At 69.8% G+C, this 13,425-nt stretch carries 17 protein-coding genes; 7 read left to right on the forward strand and 10 right to left on the reverse strand.

Annotated features, from left to right (window positions below):
• The first annotated feature begins 99 nt into the window (after positions 1–99).
• Together PQI07_RS27090 and PQI07_RS27095 are read left to right on the forward strand one after the other, a co-directional pair.
• Positions 100–2,223: an ATP-dependent helicase gene (locus PQI07_RS27090; protein WP_274928132.1), complete on the forward strand. Its 2,124-nt coding sequence runs from the start codon at positions 100–102 to the stop codon at positions 2,221–2,223.
• A 70-nt stretch (positions 2,224–2,293) separates the two neighbouring features.
• Positions 2,294–2,962, forward strand: a complete 669-nt coding sequence (locus PQI07_RS27095) for a hypothetical protein (RefSeq protein ID WP_274928133.1) — start codon at positions 2,294–2,296, stop codon at positions 2,960–2,962.
• Positions 2,963–3,012: 50 nt separating this feature from the next.
• Here the strand turns inward: PQI07_RS27095 and PQI07_RS27100 are convergent, their stop codons facing one another.
• From PQI07_RS27100 to PQI07_RS27115, 4 genes are read right to left on the reverse strand one after another with little or no spacing between them, the layout of a single operon-like run.
• Positions 3,013–3,204 carry a hypothetical protein gene (locus PQI07_RS27100; protein WP_274928134.1) on the reverse strand — a complete coding sequence of 64 codons (192 nt, stop codon included), beginning with the start codon at positions 3,202–3,204 and terminating at the stop codon, positions 3,013–3,015.
• Between the two features lie 26 nt (positions 3,205–3,230).
• Positions 3,231–3,731 carry a L,D-transpeptidase gene (locus PQI07_RS27105; protein ID WP_274928135.1) on the reverse strand — a complete coding sequence of 167 codons (501 nt, stop codon included), beginning with the start codon at positions 3,729–3,731 and terminating at the stop codon, positions 3,231–3,233.
• Positions 3,728–4,429, reverse strand: a complete 702-nt coding sequence (locus tag PQI07_RS27110) for a RusA family crossover junction endodeoxyribonuclease (RefSeq protein ID WP_274928136.1) — start codon at positions 4,427–4,429, stop codon at positions 3,728–3,730. Before PQI07_RS27110 ends, PQI07_RS27105 begins: the two co-directional genes overlap by 4 nt.
• Before the next feature lie 17 nt (positions 4,430–4,446).
• Complete coding sequence (locus tag PQI07_RS27115) at positions 4,447–4,845, reverse strand: hypothetical protein (protein WP_274928137.1); 399 nt, start codon at positions 4,843–4,845, stop codon at positions 4,447–4,449.
• A gap of 69 nt (positions 4,846–4,914) precedes the next feature.
• Between PQI07_RS27115 and dnaQ the strand changes: the two genes are divergently transcribed.
• Positions 4,915–5,679 carry a DNA polymerase III subunit epsilon gene (gene dnaQ, locus PQI07_RS27120; RefSeq protein ID WP_274928138.1) on the forward strand — a complete coding sequence of 255 codons (765 nt, stop codon included), beginning with the start codon at positions 4,915–4,917 and terminating at the stop codon, positions 5,677–5,679.
• 659 nt (positions 5,680–6,338) lie between these two features.
• On the forward strand, positions 6,339–6,752 hold the full coding sequence (locus tag PQI07_RS37760; RefSeq protein ID WP_342462658.1) for a MucR family transcriptional regulator: 414 nt from the start codon (positions 6,339–6,341) through the stop codon (positions 6,750–6,752).
• Between the two features lie 3 nt (positions 6,753–6,755).
• On the opposite strand, the gene PQI07_RS27130 is transcribed toward PQI07_RS37760, so the two are convergent.
• Positions 6,756–7,481 (reverse strand): hypothetical protein, encoded by a 726-nt coding sequence (locus PQI07_RS27130; protein ID WP_274928140.1) that lies wholly within the window; start codon positions 7,479–7,481, stop codon positions 6,756–6,758.
• Positions 7,482–7,604: 123 nt separating this feature from the next.
• On the opposite strand from PQI07_RS27130, the gene PQI07_RS27135 reads away from it, so the two are divergent.
• Both PQI07_RS27135 and PQI07_RS27140 read left to right on the forward strand, forming a co-directional pair.
• A complete protein-coding gene (locus tag PQI07_RS27135; RefSeq protein WP_274928141.1) occupies positions 7,605–7,901 on the forward strand; it encodes a hypothetical protein in 297 nt (98 codons plus the stop codon).
• 11 nt (positions 7,902–7,912) lie between these two features.
• Complete coding sequence (locus tag PQI07_RS27140; protein WP_274928142.1) at positions 7,913–8,128, forward strand: hypothetical protein; 216 nt, start codon at positions 7,913–7,915, stop codon at positions 8,126–8,128.
• A gap of 36 nt (positions 8,129–8,164) precedes the next feature.
• Here PQI07_RS27140 and PQI07_RS27145 read toward each other — a convergent pair whose 3' ends face one another.
• The 3 genes from PQI07_RS27145 to PQI07_RS27155 all read right to left on the reverse strand — a co-directional run bounded on the left by PQI07_RS27145 (position 8,165) and on the right by PQI07_RS27155 (position 10,308).
• On the reverse strand, positions 8,165–8,770 hold the full coding sequence (locus PQI07_RS27145) for a LysE family translocator (RefSeq protein WP_274928143.1): 606 nt from the start codon (positions 8,768–8,770) through the stop codon (positions 8,165–8,167).
• Positions 8,771–9,288: 518 nt separating this feature from the next.
• Positions 9,289–9,771 carry a hypothetical protein gene (locus tag PQI07_RS27150; protein WP_274928144.1) on the reverse strand — a complete coding sequence of 161 codons (483 nt, stop codon included), beginning with the start codon at positions 9,769–9,771 and terminating at the stop codon, positions 9,289–9,291.
• 120 nt (positions 9,772–9,891) lie between these two features.
• Entirely contained in the window at positions 9,892–10,308 is a 417-nt protein-coding gene (locus PQI07_RS27155) for a hypothetical protein (protein WP_274928145.1), read from the reverse strand.
• Between the two features lie 176 nt (positions 10,309–10,484).
• Between PQI07_RS27155 and PQI07_RS27160 the strand changes: the two genes are divergently transcribed.
• A complete protein-coding gene (locus PQI07_RS27160; RefSeq protein ID WP_274928146.1) occupies positions 10,485–11,450 on the forward strand; it encodes an HD-GYP domain-containing protein in 966 nt (321 codons plus the stop codon).
• On the opposite strand, the gene PQI07_RS27165 is transcribed toward PQI07_RS27160, so the two are convergent.
• Entirely contained in the window at positions 11,444–12,718 is a 1,275-nt protein-coding gene (locus PQI07_RS27165; RefSeq protein WP_274928147.1) for an EF-hand domain-containing protein, read from the reverse strand. The genes PQI07_RS27160 and PQI07_RS27165 overlap by 7 nt on opposite strands.
• A gap of 188 nt (positions 12,719–12,906) precedes the next feature.
• A complete protein-coding gene (locus PQI07_RS27170; protein WP_274928148.1) occupies positions 12,907–13,164 on the reverse strand; it encodes a hypothetical protein in 258 nt (85 codons plus the stop codon).
• Positions 13,165–13,425 lie beyond the last annotated feature (261 nt).

The raw sequence follows: 13,425 nt of genomic DNA on the forward strand, positions 1-13,425 counted from the left end.
GCCGCCGGCAGGTCCGCACCGTGTGCAAACGAAGGAATGAAACTTGACTGGCGGGCAGGCACCCGTCAAGAAAATAGCGCCGCCAGCCGAGGAGTTCCGGTGGATCTCATTTCGTTCCTTCGTTCGCCGCTCGACGACCTGGATCCGGATCAGCGCGCCGCGGCTTCGGCCGTCGCGGGCGGTCACGTCGTGGTCGCCGGCGCCGGGACGGGCAAGACCCGCACCCTGACGGCCCGGATCGGCCATCTCGTGCGCGATCTGAGGGTGGATCCCACGACCATCGTGGGCACGACCTTCACGAACAAGGCGGCGCGCGAGATCCGCGACCGCGCCGCGGCGGCGATCGGCGACGCCTCGGGATCGCTCAGGCTCGGGACGTTCCACTCCCTCGGAGCCCGCATCCTGCGCCGCCACGCCGTGGCCGCCGGCTTCCAGGACCGCTCGTTCGTCGTGCTGCCTCAGGACGAGGCGGCCGAACTGGTCCAGCGCATCGTGGAGGAGCAGCGCCTCGTCCGCGCCGTCCCCCTCCCGGACCGCGACCCCGCGCTCTCGGACGAGGACTGGGAGCGCCTCGCCGGCGAGGCGGAAGGGGACCGGAAGCGCGAGACCGCGGCCTTCGCCCGCGAGGCGACCCGGGCGATCGCGCGATGGAAGTCCTGGGGCCTGACGGCGGCCATGGTGGCCGATCCGCGGCGCGGGCGCCGCGATGCCCGCGAGGAGGCGTTCGCGTCCACCTACATGGCCTACCAGCGCGCCCTCGAGGCCCGCAACATGGCCGACTTCGGCGATCTCGTCCTCAAGGCCCTCGTGCTGCTGGAGGAAGACCCGCGCGCCGCCCGCGTCGAGGCCGGTTCGGTCTCGCACCTCCTCGTGGACGAGGCTCAGGACGCCAACGCGGTCCAGGTGCGCTTCGCCCGGGCGCTGGCGGCCGAGGCCGAGAGCGTCTTCGCCGTCGGCGACGAGAACCAGAACATCATGGCCTTCCAGGGGGCGTTCCCGGGAGCCATGAAGGCCATCGCCGGGCCTGGGGCCACGGTGCACGTGCTGACCCGCAACCGGCGCTGCACGGACGAGATCCTGCGGCCTGCCAACGAGGTCGTCCGGTGGAACCGCGCCGCGGCGCGCGGCACCCTGGTCTCGGGCCGCAACGGCCGGCCGCCGGCGGTGACGGCCTACGATTCCGAGGTCGCGGAGGCCCACGGCGTCGCCAAGGCGGCGAAGCAGCTCGTCCAGGCCGGCACCGACCCGTCCCGGATCGCCGTGCTCGTCCGCAGCGCCTGGGTGCTGAAGCCGTACGAGGAGGCGTTCGTCCGGGCCAAGGTTCCCTTCAGCGTGGTCGGGGGCCGGAATGCCCTCGATCGCGAGGAGGCCAAGGACGTGGTCGCCTTCCTGAGGCTCGCAACCTCTCCGCGGGACGATCTCGCCTTCCGGCGCATCGCCAACAAGCCTGCGCGGGGCCTGGGCCAGGCGGCCGTGGAATCGATCGTCGCCCATGTCGCCGCTTCGGGACGCACGTTCCACGAGGCCTGCGTGGCCGTGGCCGATGCGGGGCACCTCGACGAGCGCGCCCGCGAGGGTCTCGAGATCCTCGGCGAGGGTCTGGGCTTGCTCTACGCGAGGGCCGCGGGCACCAAGCCCGACGAGCTCGTCGCGATCGCGGTAGGCCGGACGGGCTACGAGGAGCACCTGGACCGCGCGGAGGGCGATCGTAAGGAGCGCCGCGCGACCGTAGCGATGCTGCGCAGGGTCGCCCGGGAGGCGGAGGATCTGACCGATTTCCTGGAGACGCTGGCCTTGATGTCGGACCTGGAGTTCGAGGGTCTGCGCGACGGAGCGCGCGTGCGGATCTCCACCATCCACGCGGCCAAGGGGCTGGAGTTCGACGAGGTGTTCCTGCCGTGCTGGGAGCAGGGGGTCTTCCCGAATCCCCGCGCCGTCGAGGAGGGCGTGCGGGGTCGGGCCGGCGACCCCTGGAACGGGCCGATCGGCGGCGGGGTGGACGAGGAGCGCCGTCTGGCCCACGTGGGCCTCACCCGAGCCCGCCACGGAGTGCACGTCTCCTACGCCACGAACCGGATCGGCTTCGGAGCTTTCCTGGGGGCCGGCCCGTCGGCCCTGCTGGCGGAGGCGGATCTGGAGCTGACCGCGGCCTCGAACGGCGACCTACGCCCGACGAAGGCTTCCCGCGGCTCCAGGATGGCCTCTCCCCGCGGCCGGCGTTGACCGGAAGCCGTCCCGTGCGCCTTGCGAGGGTCTGTCCTAACGTCTCCCAAGACACCCGAGGAACGAGGCCATGTCCGAACATCAACTCCCGCCCGACGCATCCCGCCTGGGGCTACGCTATCGCGACGCCTCCGCACTGACGGTCGACTGGGACCAGATCCGGAGCGAGAACGAGGACGGCGTGGTCGTGCACCCCCGTCCCGATGCCGACGTGCTCCGCGAGTACGGCTTCGACGGCGGCCACGACCTTTCGACCGAGGATGGGCTGAACGCCGCGATCGAGGAGTTCGAGCAGTCCGACGCCTACTTCGAATGGAGGGACGGCAACGAGCCGGCGATGAACTTCCTCTGGCCGTGCGAGCCGGCCTACGGCACGAGCATGGAGAAGGCCGCGCAGCTCATCGCCAGCCACGGCGGCGCCACCTGCCTCGTCAGCTACGAACTGGCCGGCGAGAAGTACGTCGGCATCGCCATGACGGGCGGAGGCATGAACCTCTCGCACGACCTCGCCGCCGCCTACGTCTGCGCCGGCCATACGCCCCCGCTGTCGCTCATGGACAACGCCCTGTCCCAGATCGATCAGATGTCGGCTGCGGTCAGGCCGCTGGTCGTCGAGAGCGCGGCGCGCATCACCGAAAGCCTGCGCGCATCGGCCGAAAGGCTCGAGGAGAATGCGGCACGGGCCGCGGTGGCCATCGCCCCCGCCGAAGACGCCGGACCCGCCGGCCCCAGGGCCTGATCCCGAGGCAGGCCTCACGGAGCGATCCGGTCCGGCGATCCCGGATCGGATCAGGCGGCGTGGAGGAGGCGGATCAGCCCGGCCAGGACCATCGCACACGCGAAGAAGCCGCCTACGATCCGCAGCAGCGAAGAATCCGACGGGCCGCCCGGATGCATGGGCTCGCGGCCTTCCGAGCCTTCTCCGAGATTCTCGGCGACATGGTGGCGTCGCGGCATCGGGGACATGTCGTCTTCGTCCATGCGGTCGGTCCGGCCGTCGCCGCCTTCTATCGGACGACGACCAGGGCGCCCTTGTCGACGCGGTCGAAGAGATCCTCGACGTCCTCGTTGCGCATCCGGATGCACCCCGAGCTCGCCTCGCGGCCGATCGACTTCGGCGTGTTGGTGCCGTGGATCCGGTAGGACGTGTCGCCCCCATCCGCGAACAGGTAGAGCGCCCTGGCTCCCAGCGGATTGCCCGGGCCTCCGGGCATCGTCGCCGGCAGCTTGGGATCCCGTCTGCGCATCGACGACGTCGGCGACCAGCTCGGCCACTCGCTCTTGCGACCCACGTAGACGACGCCGGTCCACTGCTCGCTCGGCCTGCCGACGGCGACGTCGTAGGAGAGCGCCTCTCCCGGCGCCGTCACCAGAAGGAGATTGCGGGCACGGGTGTCGATCACGATGGTCCCGGGGTCCTCCCCGCCGTCGTAGGCGACGGGCTCGGCCGCGAATGCGGGCGCGTGCATGAACGCGGACAGGATCAGGGCGGCGACGCGGATCTTCATCGGGGATCGCTCCGGAGCAGCAGATCGAGCAGGCCGCCGAGGGACGGGTCTGCCGGCTTGACGCGGATGGCTATCGCAGGCCGCGGTAGGCAGACCTTGGCGAGGTTCAGTTGGACGACGAGACGGTCGTCCCGGTAGACGGCGCCGTTGAGGGCGTCGAGGAGCGCCTTCACGAGGTTGTCGAGGTCGCCGTCGGTGTTGTCCGTCGGCCAGAGCCCCGCGTCGCCCTCGAACGCCAGCACGGCGTCCACCGCCATCTGGGCGCCGATGGCCTCCCGTCCCTTCATGGCGGCAAGGCCCGCCATCTTCACGGCCTGCTCGAAGCGGGCCGTCTCCTTCGGGGTGATGGACTGGTGGCGTATCCGGGTGTCGGCGTCCCCTCCCCTCACGATCGAGAGGAAGCGACCCTTGTCGCCCCGCGCCGCCTCGAAGGCCCGCGCAAGCTCCGCCGGCGGCATGAAGGTCCGCGCGCGCGCCTTGGGCCTGGGCTCAAGCGACAGGGCGAAGACGACGTCGTCGAAGTGGACGGCGGAGTTCGGCAGCCGCCCCTTCTTGCTCGGTATCCGCGGCACGCCCGGCGGCGGCATGTGGACGGCCGCTCCCCTGCCCCGGGCGGGGTGGCGCGACACGGCGGCCGGCCCCGCCGCGCAAGGAATGCCGAGACGACGGGCGTCGGCCTCCGAAATTCTCGCACCCATCGGTCCGCTCCGTTCCTTCAAGGTTGGGCGCGTCGCGGGAAAGGATCAAGGCCGATCGCGGGCAGGCCGACCCCGGCCCTCCAGGCCGCCGCCTCGTCGTGTGCCGCGGCGCGCACGGCGAGCGCGGGGCCCAGCGGACAGTCCGCTCGGAGGTAGGCCTCGAGGCCTTCGCGCACCCGCCGCATGTGCAGAGGACGCGAGAGCTGCTCGTAGGCCCCGTCGCGCCTGATCTGCGCAGCGGCGAGGTCGACGAGGAGCGGCCGGCAGCCTGCACCGTCGTCGCGGCGTCCCGTCAGGATGCCGTCGACGAGGGCGGCGACGCCTGCGGTCGGCGCACCGGATGCCGGAGACATGAGATACGAGGCTCCGCACGTCCCGGCCCAGACGACCGCGGCCGCGAGAATCGTAAACCGCATGCTCATTCCTTCGTTGACCGTGTCGGGGACCGACCCTAACACCGTTCCTTCCGAAGGGAACCTCCAACCATGATCTACAGCCCGCGCATCGTCGTCGGAGACACGGAGACCACCGGGACCGAGCCGAAGAACGGGGACCGCGTCATCGAGGTCGGCCTCGTCGAGATCGTGAACGGATTCCGGACGGGACGGCACTTCCACACCTACGTCCAGCCGGAGCGGGCCATCCCCCCGGATGCGACGGCGATCCACGGCATCACCGACGAGATGCTGGTCGGCGCGCCGGTGTTCGCGGCCATCGTGCCGGACATGATGGAGTTCATCGGCGACAGCCCGCTGATCTTCCACAACGCCCCGTTCGACATGAGCTTCTTCGACGAGGAGTTCGGAAGGCTGTCCCTCCCGAAGATCGACCGCTCCCGGGTGGTCGACTCCCTCAAGGAGGCGCGTCAGATCCTGCCGGCCGGCTCGAAGGCCGGTCTCGACGCGCTCTGCACGCGCTACGGGATCGACCGCTCCCATCGTACGAAGCACGGCGCCCTGCTCGACAGCGAGCTGCTCGCCGACGTCTGGCTCAGGATGACGGGCACGGGCGGACTCGCGCACGGCTTCGGCCCGGCCGCCGCCGCCGCGCCGGTCGCGGAGATCCCGCAGGCGGTTGCGGAGGAGCGTCGACCCGCCAGAGCCCATTCCCTCGAGGCCTCCGCCTCGATGCTTCGACTCGAACCGAGCCACGAAGAGCTCGATCGGCATGCGTCGTTCGTACAGGGACAGGTGCAGAAGGCCATCTGGACCTCGCTTGCACCCCCTGCCGCACCGGCACCCCGTACGTAGTATATCTTGCAAAAGTGCGGCGGCTTGCCGCATAACCTTTCGTTAACGGTCACGATCGAATCATCCGGATGGGAATGCGTCCCGATCAAAGCAAAGTTCCTGTTTCGTTCGTATGCAAAAAGGCGGATAAACCCACATCGTACATTGCGCGGCCGCGGATAGCTGCCACTTTTGCGTCGTCCAAGGGTTGAATGGGGACTCGGCGATGGCCGAGACGGCGCTATACATCGGCCAAACAATCGCGGCCTAAGGCCGGACGGTGACAGAAGATAGAGACCGGCGCCTCAGGCAGCTGGTCCAACCACGACAGACGATCGGCCCGGGAGCGGTACGCCTCCGGGACAGCAGGTGACGGATTAATGCACGAAGCAGGCCCAGCGGCGCCCTACGTCGACATCATCGACCTGACTGCCGACCTCGTGCGCGCGCACGTTTCGCGGTCCGATGTTCCTCCGGAGATGCTCCGGACGCTCATCGTGGAGATCCACGGCACTCTTCTGGCCCTCGCGGAGCCCCAGGAAGCGGGCGTCGCCCTCCCCATACCTCTCCCTCCCGGCGCCGTTCTGGCCTCGCCCGAAGCCCGTGCGGAGGTGGTTTCGTCGGCCTACGAGCGAAGGGAGGCCGCTCCCCCGCAGTCCCCGGCAGCTCCCGAGGCGCCGGTGGCCCGGATCGAGCCCCCCGTACGGCACGCCAGGAGGATCGCGGAAGACGAAGCCCCTCCGAGCGTCAAGGTCCGCGCGCCCGCGGCGATCAGCGTCCCGAAACCGCTGCCCAAGCTGCCAGAGGAGGATCGACCGGCGGTCGAGCCGGATCTCAGCGTGACGCCCGATGCGGTGATCGATCTGGACGGCGGCAAACCCCACCGCGATCTGGGGCGCTTCATCGTGAGCGCGCGCGGCGAGGATCCGGATGCCTATCGCCGTCGCTTCGGCCTTCCGAAGGAATATCCGATGATGGCGCCGCGCCTGATCCGCGCCCGGGGCCGGATTTCGGAGGTCGATCCCGTCACTCTGCGGCGGTTGTCGGGTGGCCCCGTTGAGCGCGATGCACGCTTCGACGGGGACCCGGCCTAGACGTCAGGCCGCCAGATCGACGGGTGCCGCCGCGAGGCCGGCCGCAGCCTCGCGGACGCGGGCGGCGAGACGCTCCGGGGAGGTCGGCAGCGTCAGCGGGGCGGCTTCGAACGTCAGACGCATCGCTTCGAAATCCGCCACGATGCGCTTCATGCCCTTGTCCGGAGAAAGGGCCATGCCGGCGACGATCGCCGTCAGCGAGAACTCCTGCTGCAGGGCGGTAGCCGTGTAGGCATGGGCGAAGGGCACGTCGCCCTTCTGACCCTTCGCGGATCCGCGGGCGATGGTCCTGGTCGCGAGCTCGGGGTGCGACGTCGCGATGGCCGCGGAGGCGGGGACCCAGGCCAGGGCGGCCCGCTGGACGGCATCGCCGAGACCGGTGGCGAAAGCGACGAAGCGTCCGGCGATCTCGACGGCGCACACCAGGGCGTCGAACGACGCCTTCAAGGCCTTGCGGTCCACGTTCAAGGCGAGATGCACCGCGTCCTGAGGCAGGTCGGCCATCCGGGGATTCAGCAGCGCGACGCGTCCGTCCGAAGGGCCGAGCTTGCGGAAATCCTCGCATGCGTACCAGTGGATCTCCCGGCCGCCCAGGTCGAGGAGGCCTTCGAGCGCCTCGGCAACGGCGATCATCCGCGGCCCGGAGAGCTCGCCGCTCTGGCCGGCCGACGAGAAGACGAGGCTACCCTTCTTGGATGCTACCGAACCGTGGTACTTCGGCTGTGACATGGCGTCTGCGCTCCTTCGCTGTTGTTTCAATTGCGCATCGAAGGAATGATCCGTCAACATGACGGCGTCCGCGCAACTATTCCTTCATTCGGGCGATGCAGGATGGGTATGGGAGCCGCTGGAGTGCTGGAGCGCATGGAAGCCTTCGCGAAGCGCATGGTGTCGGAGAGTGCCGCGTCGGCGGCGACCTCCGCGTTCGCGGCCTGCGTCGGACGTGCGGTCGGCCTCGGCCTCGCGGGAGCCGATTTCGCGGTGGCGGACCTTCAGGCCGCGATGCTCTTCGGGATCGTGTTTCTGGTCGGCATCGGGCGGGGCCGCGATATACGGAACGACCAGGGTCTGCAGTTCGCGTGCGACGCGGTGACCGCCGGCGGAGCGGCAGTCGTCTTCTTTGTCGCGCCGGATCTGATGCGCATATGAGGAGGGAGCAGATGGGGGACGTCGTGCAATTGCCCGTCGTGGATCGCCGGGACCGGGCGGCACGCCTGACGGCCATGTCGGCTGCCGAGATCGGGGAGATCGTGGTCGCCCACGACCAGGCCGTCGCCGAAGGCGCCATCGACGAGGTCGAGCGCCTCGGCAATCTCCTCGACGAGATCGGCCGGGAGCGGCGGCTCGCGGGCCTGCCGGAGCGGCCGGCCGCCTGAAGCGACGACCGGCCGGCGCGGCTTCGCGATGGGGGGCTACGCCATTCCGGTCAGGCGCAGCAGCGTCTTGGCCGCCATGACCAGGAACACGACGCCGAACATCGCCTCGATCTGCCGCCGGAACCGCGCGTAGGCGACGTGCATCACCGGCTGCCGGCACACGACGCCGATCAGGCCGAACCAGAGCGTCGCGACGACGAAGACGATGCCGACCGCGTCGATCGTGCTGAGGTTCCCGTCGACCGCGGTCGCCAGGAACATGGCGGTGAACGGATTGGACGCGGCCGTCAGGAAGCCCTTCCGGAGATGGCGCTGATCGTCGGCCGGATCCGCCGATGCCGGGGTGTCGCTCAAGGTGCGCGCGAGCGAGTGGAACGACCACCGCAGCAGCAGCGTCGCGAAGATCAACTCGGTGACCGCGATGACGACCCCGTCCCTGGGCAGCCAATGTGCGCACGTCGCAGCAACGACGGTCAGGACGGAAGCGCCGAGGACGACGCCGGCGGTCGTCTTGAAGGCCGCGATGCGCGAGGCGGAGAGACCCGCCCGGCTCACGACGACGAAGTTGGGCCCCGGGGACGCGGCCGCAACGAAGTAGCTCAGGCCGAAGGACACGGCCGAGTCGAGAAGGATGCCGGGCAAGGTTCGTCTCCAAAGAGTGTCGATCGAGCGGCGCCGCTCGAGGCGCGCCCGTGTCCGCGCGGAGGATCCCTCCCGCCATGCAGGGCGAGCAGGATCGACCGATCGGCTTCGGTTGGGTTCGGTCTAGGTTTGGAAGGCGCGACGGACCGCCGACCCGGCTAGCGGAATCGGCTCGTCACATGGCACGAAACGACCGGGCAGCCGCCGCGACGACGAGCGGAGCAACGCGGCTGCTCCGCTCCATGAACGGATTCATGGCCTGGGACACCTGGAAGGAACGTACGCGGGAGCTTAGCAGATCCCGGAAAGGAATGCTCGTGCCCAACCACCCGCGAAGGGGCCGCTCGAAGGAACAAGGTTCACGTTTCCGGGGGCGTTCCTCGGGTGCGCATCGTCGATGACGCGCCGGCGCGTATCGGAATCGGATCCGGTCCCGAGGAACGGCGTGCCGTCGTTCCGTTCCGCAAGAGAAAGGCCCGGCACAAGCGTGCCGGGCCTCGCGACGGACCGCCTTCGGGTCAACGGTTGGAGAAGTTCTTCAGGCAGGCGTCGATCATCGCCTTGGAGCGCCCGTCGCGACGGCAATAGGAGCTGCCATCCGCTCCGGCCCGGGCGCTGACCGCCACGAGGGCTCCGCGCGCTCCGATGCCGCCGGACATGGTGCCGTTCTCGACCGCGTTCGAGGCGGGTCCGATGCTGGCGGTCCATGGCGAGTAGGTCGGCACGGCGACGGCGATGCGGTTCGGCACCGGGGCCGGCGCGGGCGTCGGCATCGGGGTGGCGATCGGGGTCGGTTCCGGGCTCGGCTCGGCACTGGCGGTCGGGGTCGGAGCCGGGGCCGCCGCGGTGGGGGTGAGGCACTCCGGCGGGTTGGCGTGCCTGGACTTGTGGACCACGCCGTCCGCACCCGGTGTCGGCACGAGCTGGGCGCTCGCCTGCGTGACGGCCAGCAGACCGCCGAGCACGGCGATCGCGAACGATCTTCCTTTCAATCCGATCATGGATCCATTCCTTACGCGCGGGATGGCGCCTCGGAGGTTAGCAGAGCCCGGCGACAAGTGCCCGGGCCGTCTCCGACCCTGGCGGCAGCCTGCCGTGCGCCGCCAGGGTGGACGGGACGTTCACCGGCCCCCGACGGCCTTCAGGCACGCGTCCGTGTTGCCCTGGGAGCGTCCGTTGCGGCGGCACCAGTCGGCCTCGCCCACCGCGGCGCGGGCGCTCGGCGCGAGCGTGTTGTACGGGTTGTTGTAGCTGTTGGACCCGTTGCTGCTGCCGACCTCGTTCGAGCCCGGGCCCTGGGTCGCGGTCCAGGGTGCGTACGTCGGCACGGCCACGGGAATGCGGTGCGGCGGGGGCGGAGGCGGGGGCGGCGTCTCGGCCACGGGCGTGCCCGGCTGGCCCGTCTCCGGATCGCCCGGGGTCGGATCGCCGCCGGCCGTCGGAGTTCCCGGAACCGAACAGAGGGCGAAGGAAGGAGCGGACGCGACGAGGCCGCCTCCGACGACGATGGCTGCGGCCATCAGATTGAGCAGCTTCATGGTCCCATCCTCAGATAGCGCGGACGACCGCTCGGGAGCGTAGCAGAATGTTTCGCGGAACGCTCGCCTCGGCCCGGACCTTCGAACCGGGACGCTGCAAAGGTGCCCGATGGATCCGAGACTTGCGACTTTCGCCGTCCTGCTCCTTCATTCCGGGAAATCGGAAAGGAATGCACGTGACGACCGAGATCCGCCATCCGGGAGTTCAGGCGCTCATCGACGCGGCCGCCCAGCTACCCGGATGGCTGCACCGTCACGCGTACTATTCCCGTCAGGAGGCCGCCCGGCGCCCCGAGGTGGCCGAGCACGCCTATGCGGTGGCGCTCTACGCTTGGGATCTCGCTTCGGCTCTCCGGTTCGATCACGAGACCGCCTACGACATCCACGAGGCAGCGAGGCTTCACGACATCGGCAAGCTGTCGGTCGACGACGCCATCCTCTACAAGCCGGGTCGCCTGACACCGGCGGAGGCCGCCGAGATGAAGCTCCATGCCGCCTACGGCTACGCCCTGCTCTCGGTCGACGGCGCTCCTCCGCTGTTCGCGGAGATCGCGAAGTACCACCACGAGCGCTACGACGGGTTCGGCTACAACGGGCTCAAGGGCGAGGAGATTCCAGTGGGTGCCCGCGTCGTGCAGATCGCCGACGTCTACGAGGCCCTGACCGCGAAGCGGCCCTACAAGGATCCCATGCGGCCGGAGGATGCCCTGACCACGATGATCGCCGACGTGCCGTCGCCCGGCTTCGGTCGCCGTTCCTTCGATCCCGGATATCTGCGCGTGTTCGTGCGGCTGAGGCTGGAGAACGACCCCGAGCTCGCCGACGGCCATTCGGCGAACCTGGACTTCGCGGACCGCGGCGCACGGATCGAGAGGATCCGTGCGTTGCGCGAGTTCGCAGGCTCGGACCCCATGCTCGACTACGCTCCGGGGGAGCTTCCCGAGGGACTGGTCCTGAAGGGGAGCGGGGCAAGGCTCCTCTACCGGGTCGAGGCGGACGGCGCCAGGAGCGACCTTCTAGCCGTCGTCCAGGCGAACGGCACCATCCTCAGCGACATGCCTCGCGACGCGGTCCGCGCCGCCATCACGGCACCCCGGGATGAGCCCGACGAGGACGCTCCCGGAATGCGGGCCGCCTACTGAGGTTGAGCCGAGGCTTCGGCGGGGCGCGGCTGCGCGGCGCGCCGGACCGGGTAGTCGCGCACGGTGGGAAGAGGTTGCGCGAAGAGACCCGCTTCATGGGCGGGAGCCGCAGCCGGCGTGCGGGGGACGGGCTTGGGGCGGATCGGCGGACGCACCTTGGCGACGGGTTTGCCCGGGGCGGCCTGCTCGCCGGCCGCGACCGCAGGCCGGGATTCCGCGATCGGTGCCGGCGTGGCGGACTTGGGCGTCGCTCCCGGCGTCACCGCGGCCGGGGCCTTCGGCAGGACGCGGACCGCCGGTGCCGCGACCTTCGCGGGAGCGCGGGGATCCTCGACCTTCTTCGCCGGCGGGACGATCTTCGACGGCTTCGCGGCGGCTTCCGCGCTCGCCGTCTCCGGCTTCCTCCGACCGCCCGGGATCTCGTCCTGGCCGAGCATGCCGTCGTGGTTGGCGTCGAGGGCCTCGAACGCCCCCGACAGCAGCAGCGTGGCCTTCTCCTTGTCCAGGAAGCCCCTGCGGCCGTGCGTGCCGTCCTCGACCAGCACGCGAGCGATACGGGCCGAACGCTCGATCCTCTCGATCTCCTCGCCGATCCGGCGCTCGACCTCCGCCTTCGTGACGAAGCCGTCGCCGTCGACGTCGTAGCGGGCGAGCTGCTGCGCCGATCCGCGCTCGAAGCCCTCGCGGATGCTGGACTGCTGCCTCGTCTCGGTCTGGTCGGGAAGTAGTCCGGTAAGCTTGCGGAACTGGTCGACGGCCGCAGCCTTCGCGTCGTCGAGACCGACCCGACCGGAACGGGTCCGATCGGATTCCACCCACCAGCGCAGAGCTCCCTCCCGGACGGTCTTCTCCCTGGCGGAGACGTTCTGGTTGAGTTGCTCGAGGGTGAGGGACTGGCGATTCTCTCGATCGAAGCGGTTGAGGCTCTCGGCGACGAAGCGCTGGACGAAGATCGTCTTCGGTATGCCGACCGACGAACCGAGATCCGGACCGAGGGCGGCCAGGATCCCGGACGGGGAGCCTTGAGGACCGGGTCGGCTCTGGGCCGCCGCAGGGACTACGGCGGCCTGGTGGGCGGCTGCCGCTTCGCCCGGCACCGGCGCGCGCTTCGGCGCGGGTGGTCGACGCGGCTTCGGCGCCGGGGTCGTTGAGGATCCCGCGACGTGGGGGGATTGGGCCGGGGCCTCTCCGCCAGGCGTCTCGGCCATCGCCGGACCGACCGAGAGGATCGCCGCCAAGCCGGCGATGGAGAATAGGTGGCGCGCCATGACGGATCCGTTCCTTGAACCCGACGAGGTTCGGGCGGAAACGGACCACCGTCAAGAAGGAACGACCGGGCAGGTCCGTTCGGCGCCCGTACCTTCGAAGGTGCGGACGCAGGCAACGCATCGACCTCAATGACGTCTAGTCGCTTCGTATCTGCGTCCGTCGGATGGCCACCGGGACGCCGACGCCCCTACCGCTGCCAGGGCCCCATGATGATCTGGCCAGGGTAGTAGCTCTTGGGGTTCACTACACCGCCTCCGGCGACGTATTTGTCCCAGGCGTTCTGGTCCGTATAGAGGCAGGGGATGTACCGGTTCTCGACGCTTCCGTAGTAGGAGACGCACCCCGACGGCTGGGGCGGCGGATCGCAGTCGTCCGCCATTGCCGGGACAGTGGCGAGAACTCCGAGGAGACCGAGCAGCAAAGGGGTGGCTCGGCACTGTCGCATGATCCGCTTCATCGCAATCTCCCGCCCTTCAGACCGATTTCTTTCGCATCGCGGCGGCACGCGGCGTCGCACCGGTCCCAAGCGGCGGTGCCATCGGAAGACGGCGTCGCGCCGGATGATCGGCACCCCGGCTCCGTCGTGCAACGTCGGCGATCGATAGGAACGACGCGTACCGGGCCGCAGTGGAAGGAGCGGCCTGCACCGGGAAGGGTAGCAGAACGACATTCGCCTTCAATGGCTGACCATGGGGCCCGCACGGTC

It is taken from the genome of Methylobacterium sp. 092160098-2 (assembly GCF_028920805.1).
GTDB lineage: Bacteria > Pseudomonadota > Alphaproteobacteria > Rhizobiales > Beijerinckiaceae > Methylobacterium > Methylobacterium fujisawaense.

Bases quoted from the DNA above. Each gene is read 5' to 3' on its own strand.
- PQI07_RS27095 (WP_274928133.1), top strand. From the start codon at position 2,294: ATGTCCGAACATCAACTCCCGCCCGACGCATCCCGCCTGGGGCTACGC.
- PQI07_RS27100 (WP_274928134.1), bottom strand. From the start codon at position 3,204: ATGGACGAAGACGACATGTCCCCGATGCCGCGACGCCACCATGTCGCC.
- PQI07_RS27105 (WP_274928135.1), bottom strand. From the start codon at position 3,731: ATGAAGATCCGCGTCGCCGCCCTGATCCTGTCCGCGTTCATGCACGCG.
- PQI07_RS27110 (WP_274928136.1), bottom strand. From the start codon at position 4,429: ATGGGTGCGAGAATTTCGGAGGCCGACGCCCGTCGTCTCGGCATTCCT.
- PQI07_RS27115 (WP_274928137.1), bottom strand. From the start codon at position 4,845: ATGCGGTTTACGATTCTCGCGGCCGCGGTCGTCTGGGCCGGGACGTGC.
- dnaQ (WP_274928138.1), top strand. From the start codon at position 4,915: ATGATCTACAGCCCGCGCATCGTCGTCGGAGACACGGAGACCACCGGG.
- PQI07_RS27130 (WP_274928140.1), bottom strand. From the start codon at position 7,481: ATGTCACAGCCGAAGTACCACGGTTCGGTAGCATCCAAGAAGGGTAGC.
- PQI07_RS27140 (WP_274928142.1), top strand. From the start codon at position 7,913: ATGGGGGACGTCGTGCAATTGCCCGTCGTGGATCGCCGGGACCGGGCG.
- PQI07_RS27150 (WP_274928144.1), bottom strand. From the start codon at position 9,771: ATGATCGGATTGAAAGGAAGATCGTTCGCGATCGCCGTGCTCGGCGGT.
- PQI07_RS27155 (WP_274928145.1), bottom strand. From the start codon at position 10,308: ATGAAGCTGCTCAATCTGATGGCCGCAGCCATCGTCGTCGGAGGCGGC.
- PQI07_RS27165 (WP_274928147.1), bottom strand. From the start codon at position 12,718: ATGGCGCGCCACCTATTCTCCATCGCCGGCTTGGCGGCGATCCTCTCG.
- PQI07_RS27170 (WP_274928148.1), bottom strand. From the start codon at position 13,164: ATGCGACAGTGCCGAGCCACCCCTTTGCTGCTCGGTCTCCTCGGAGTT.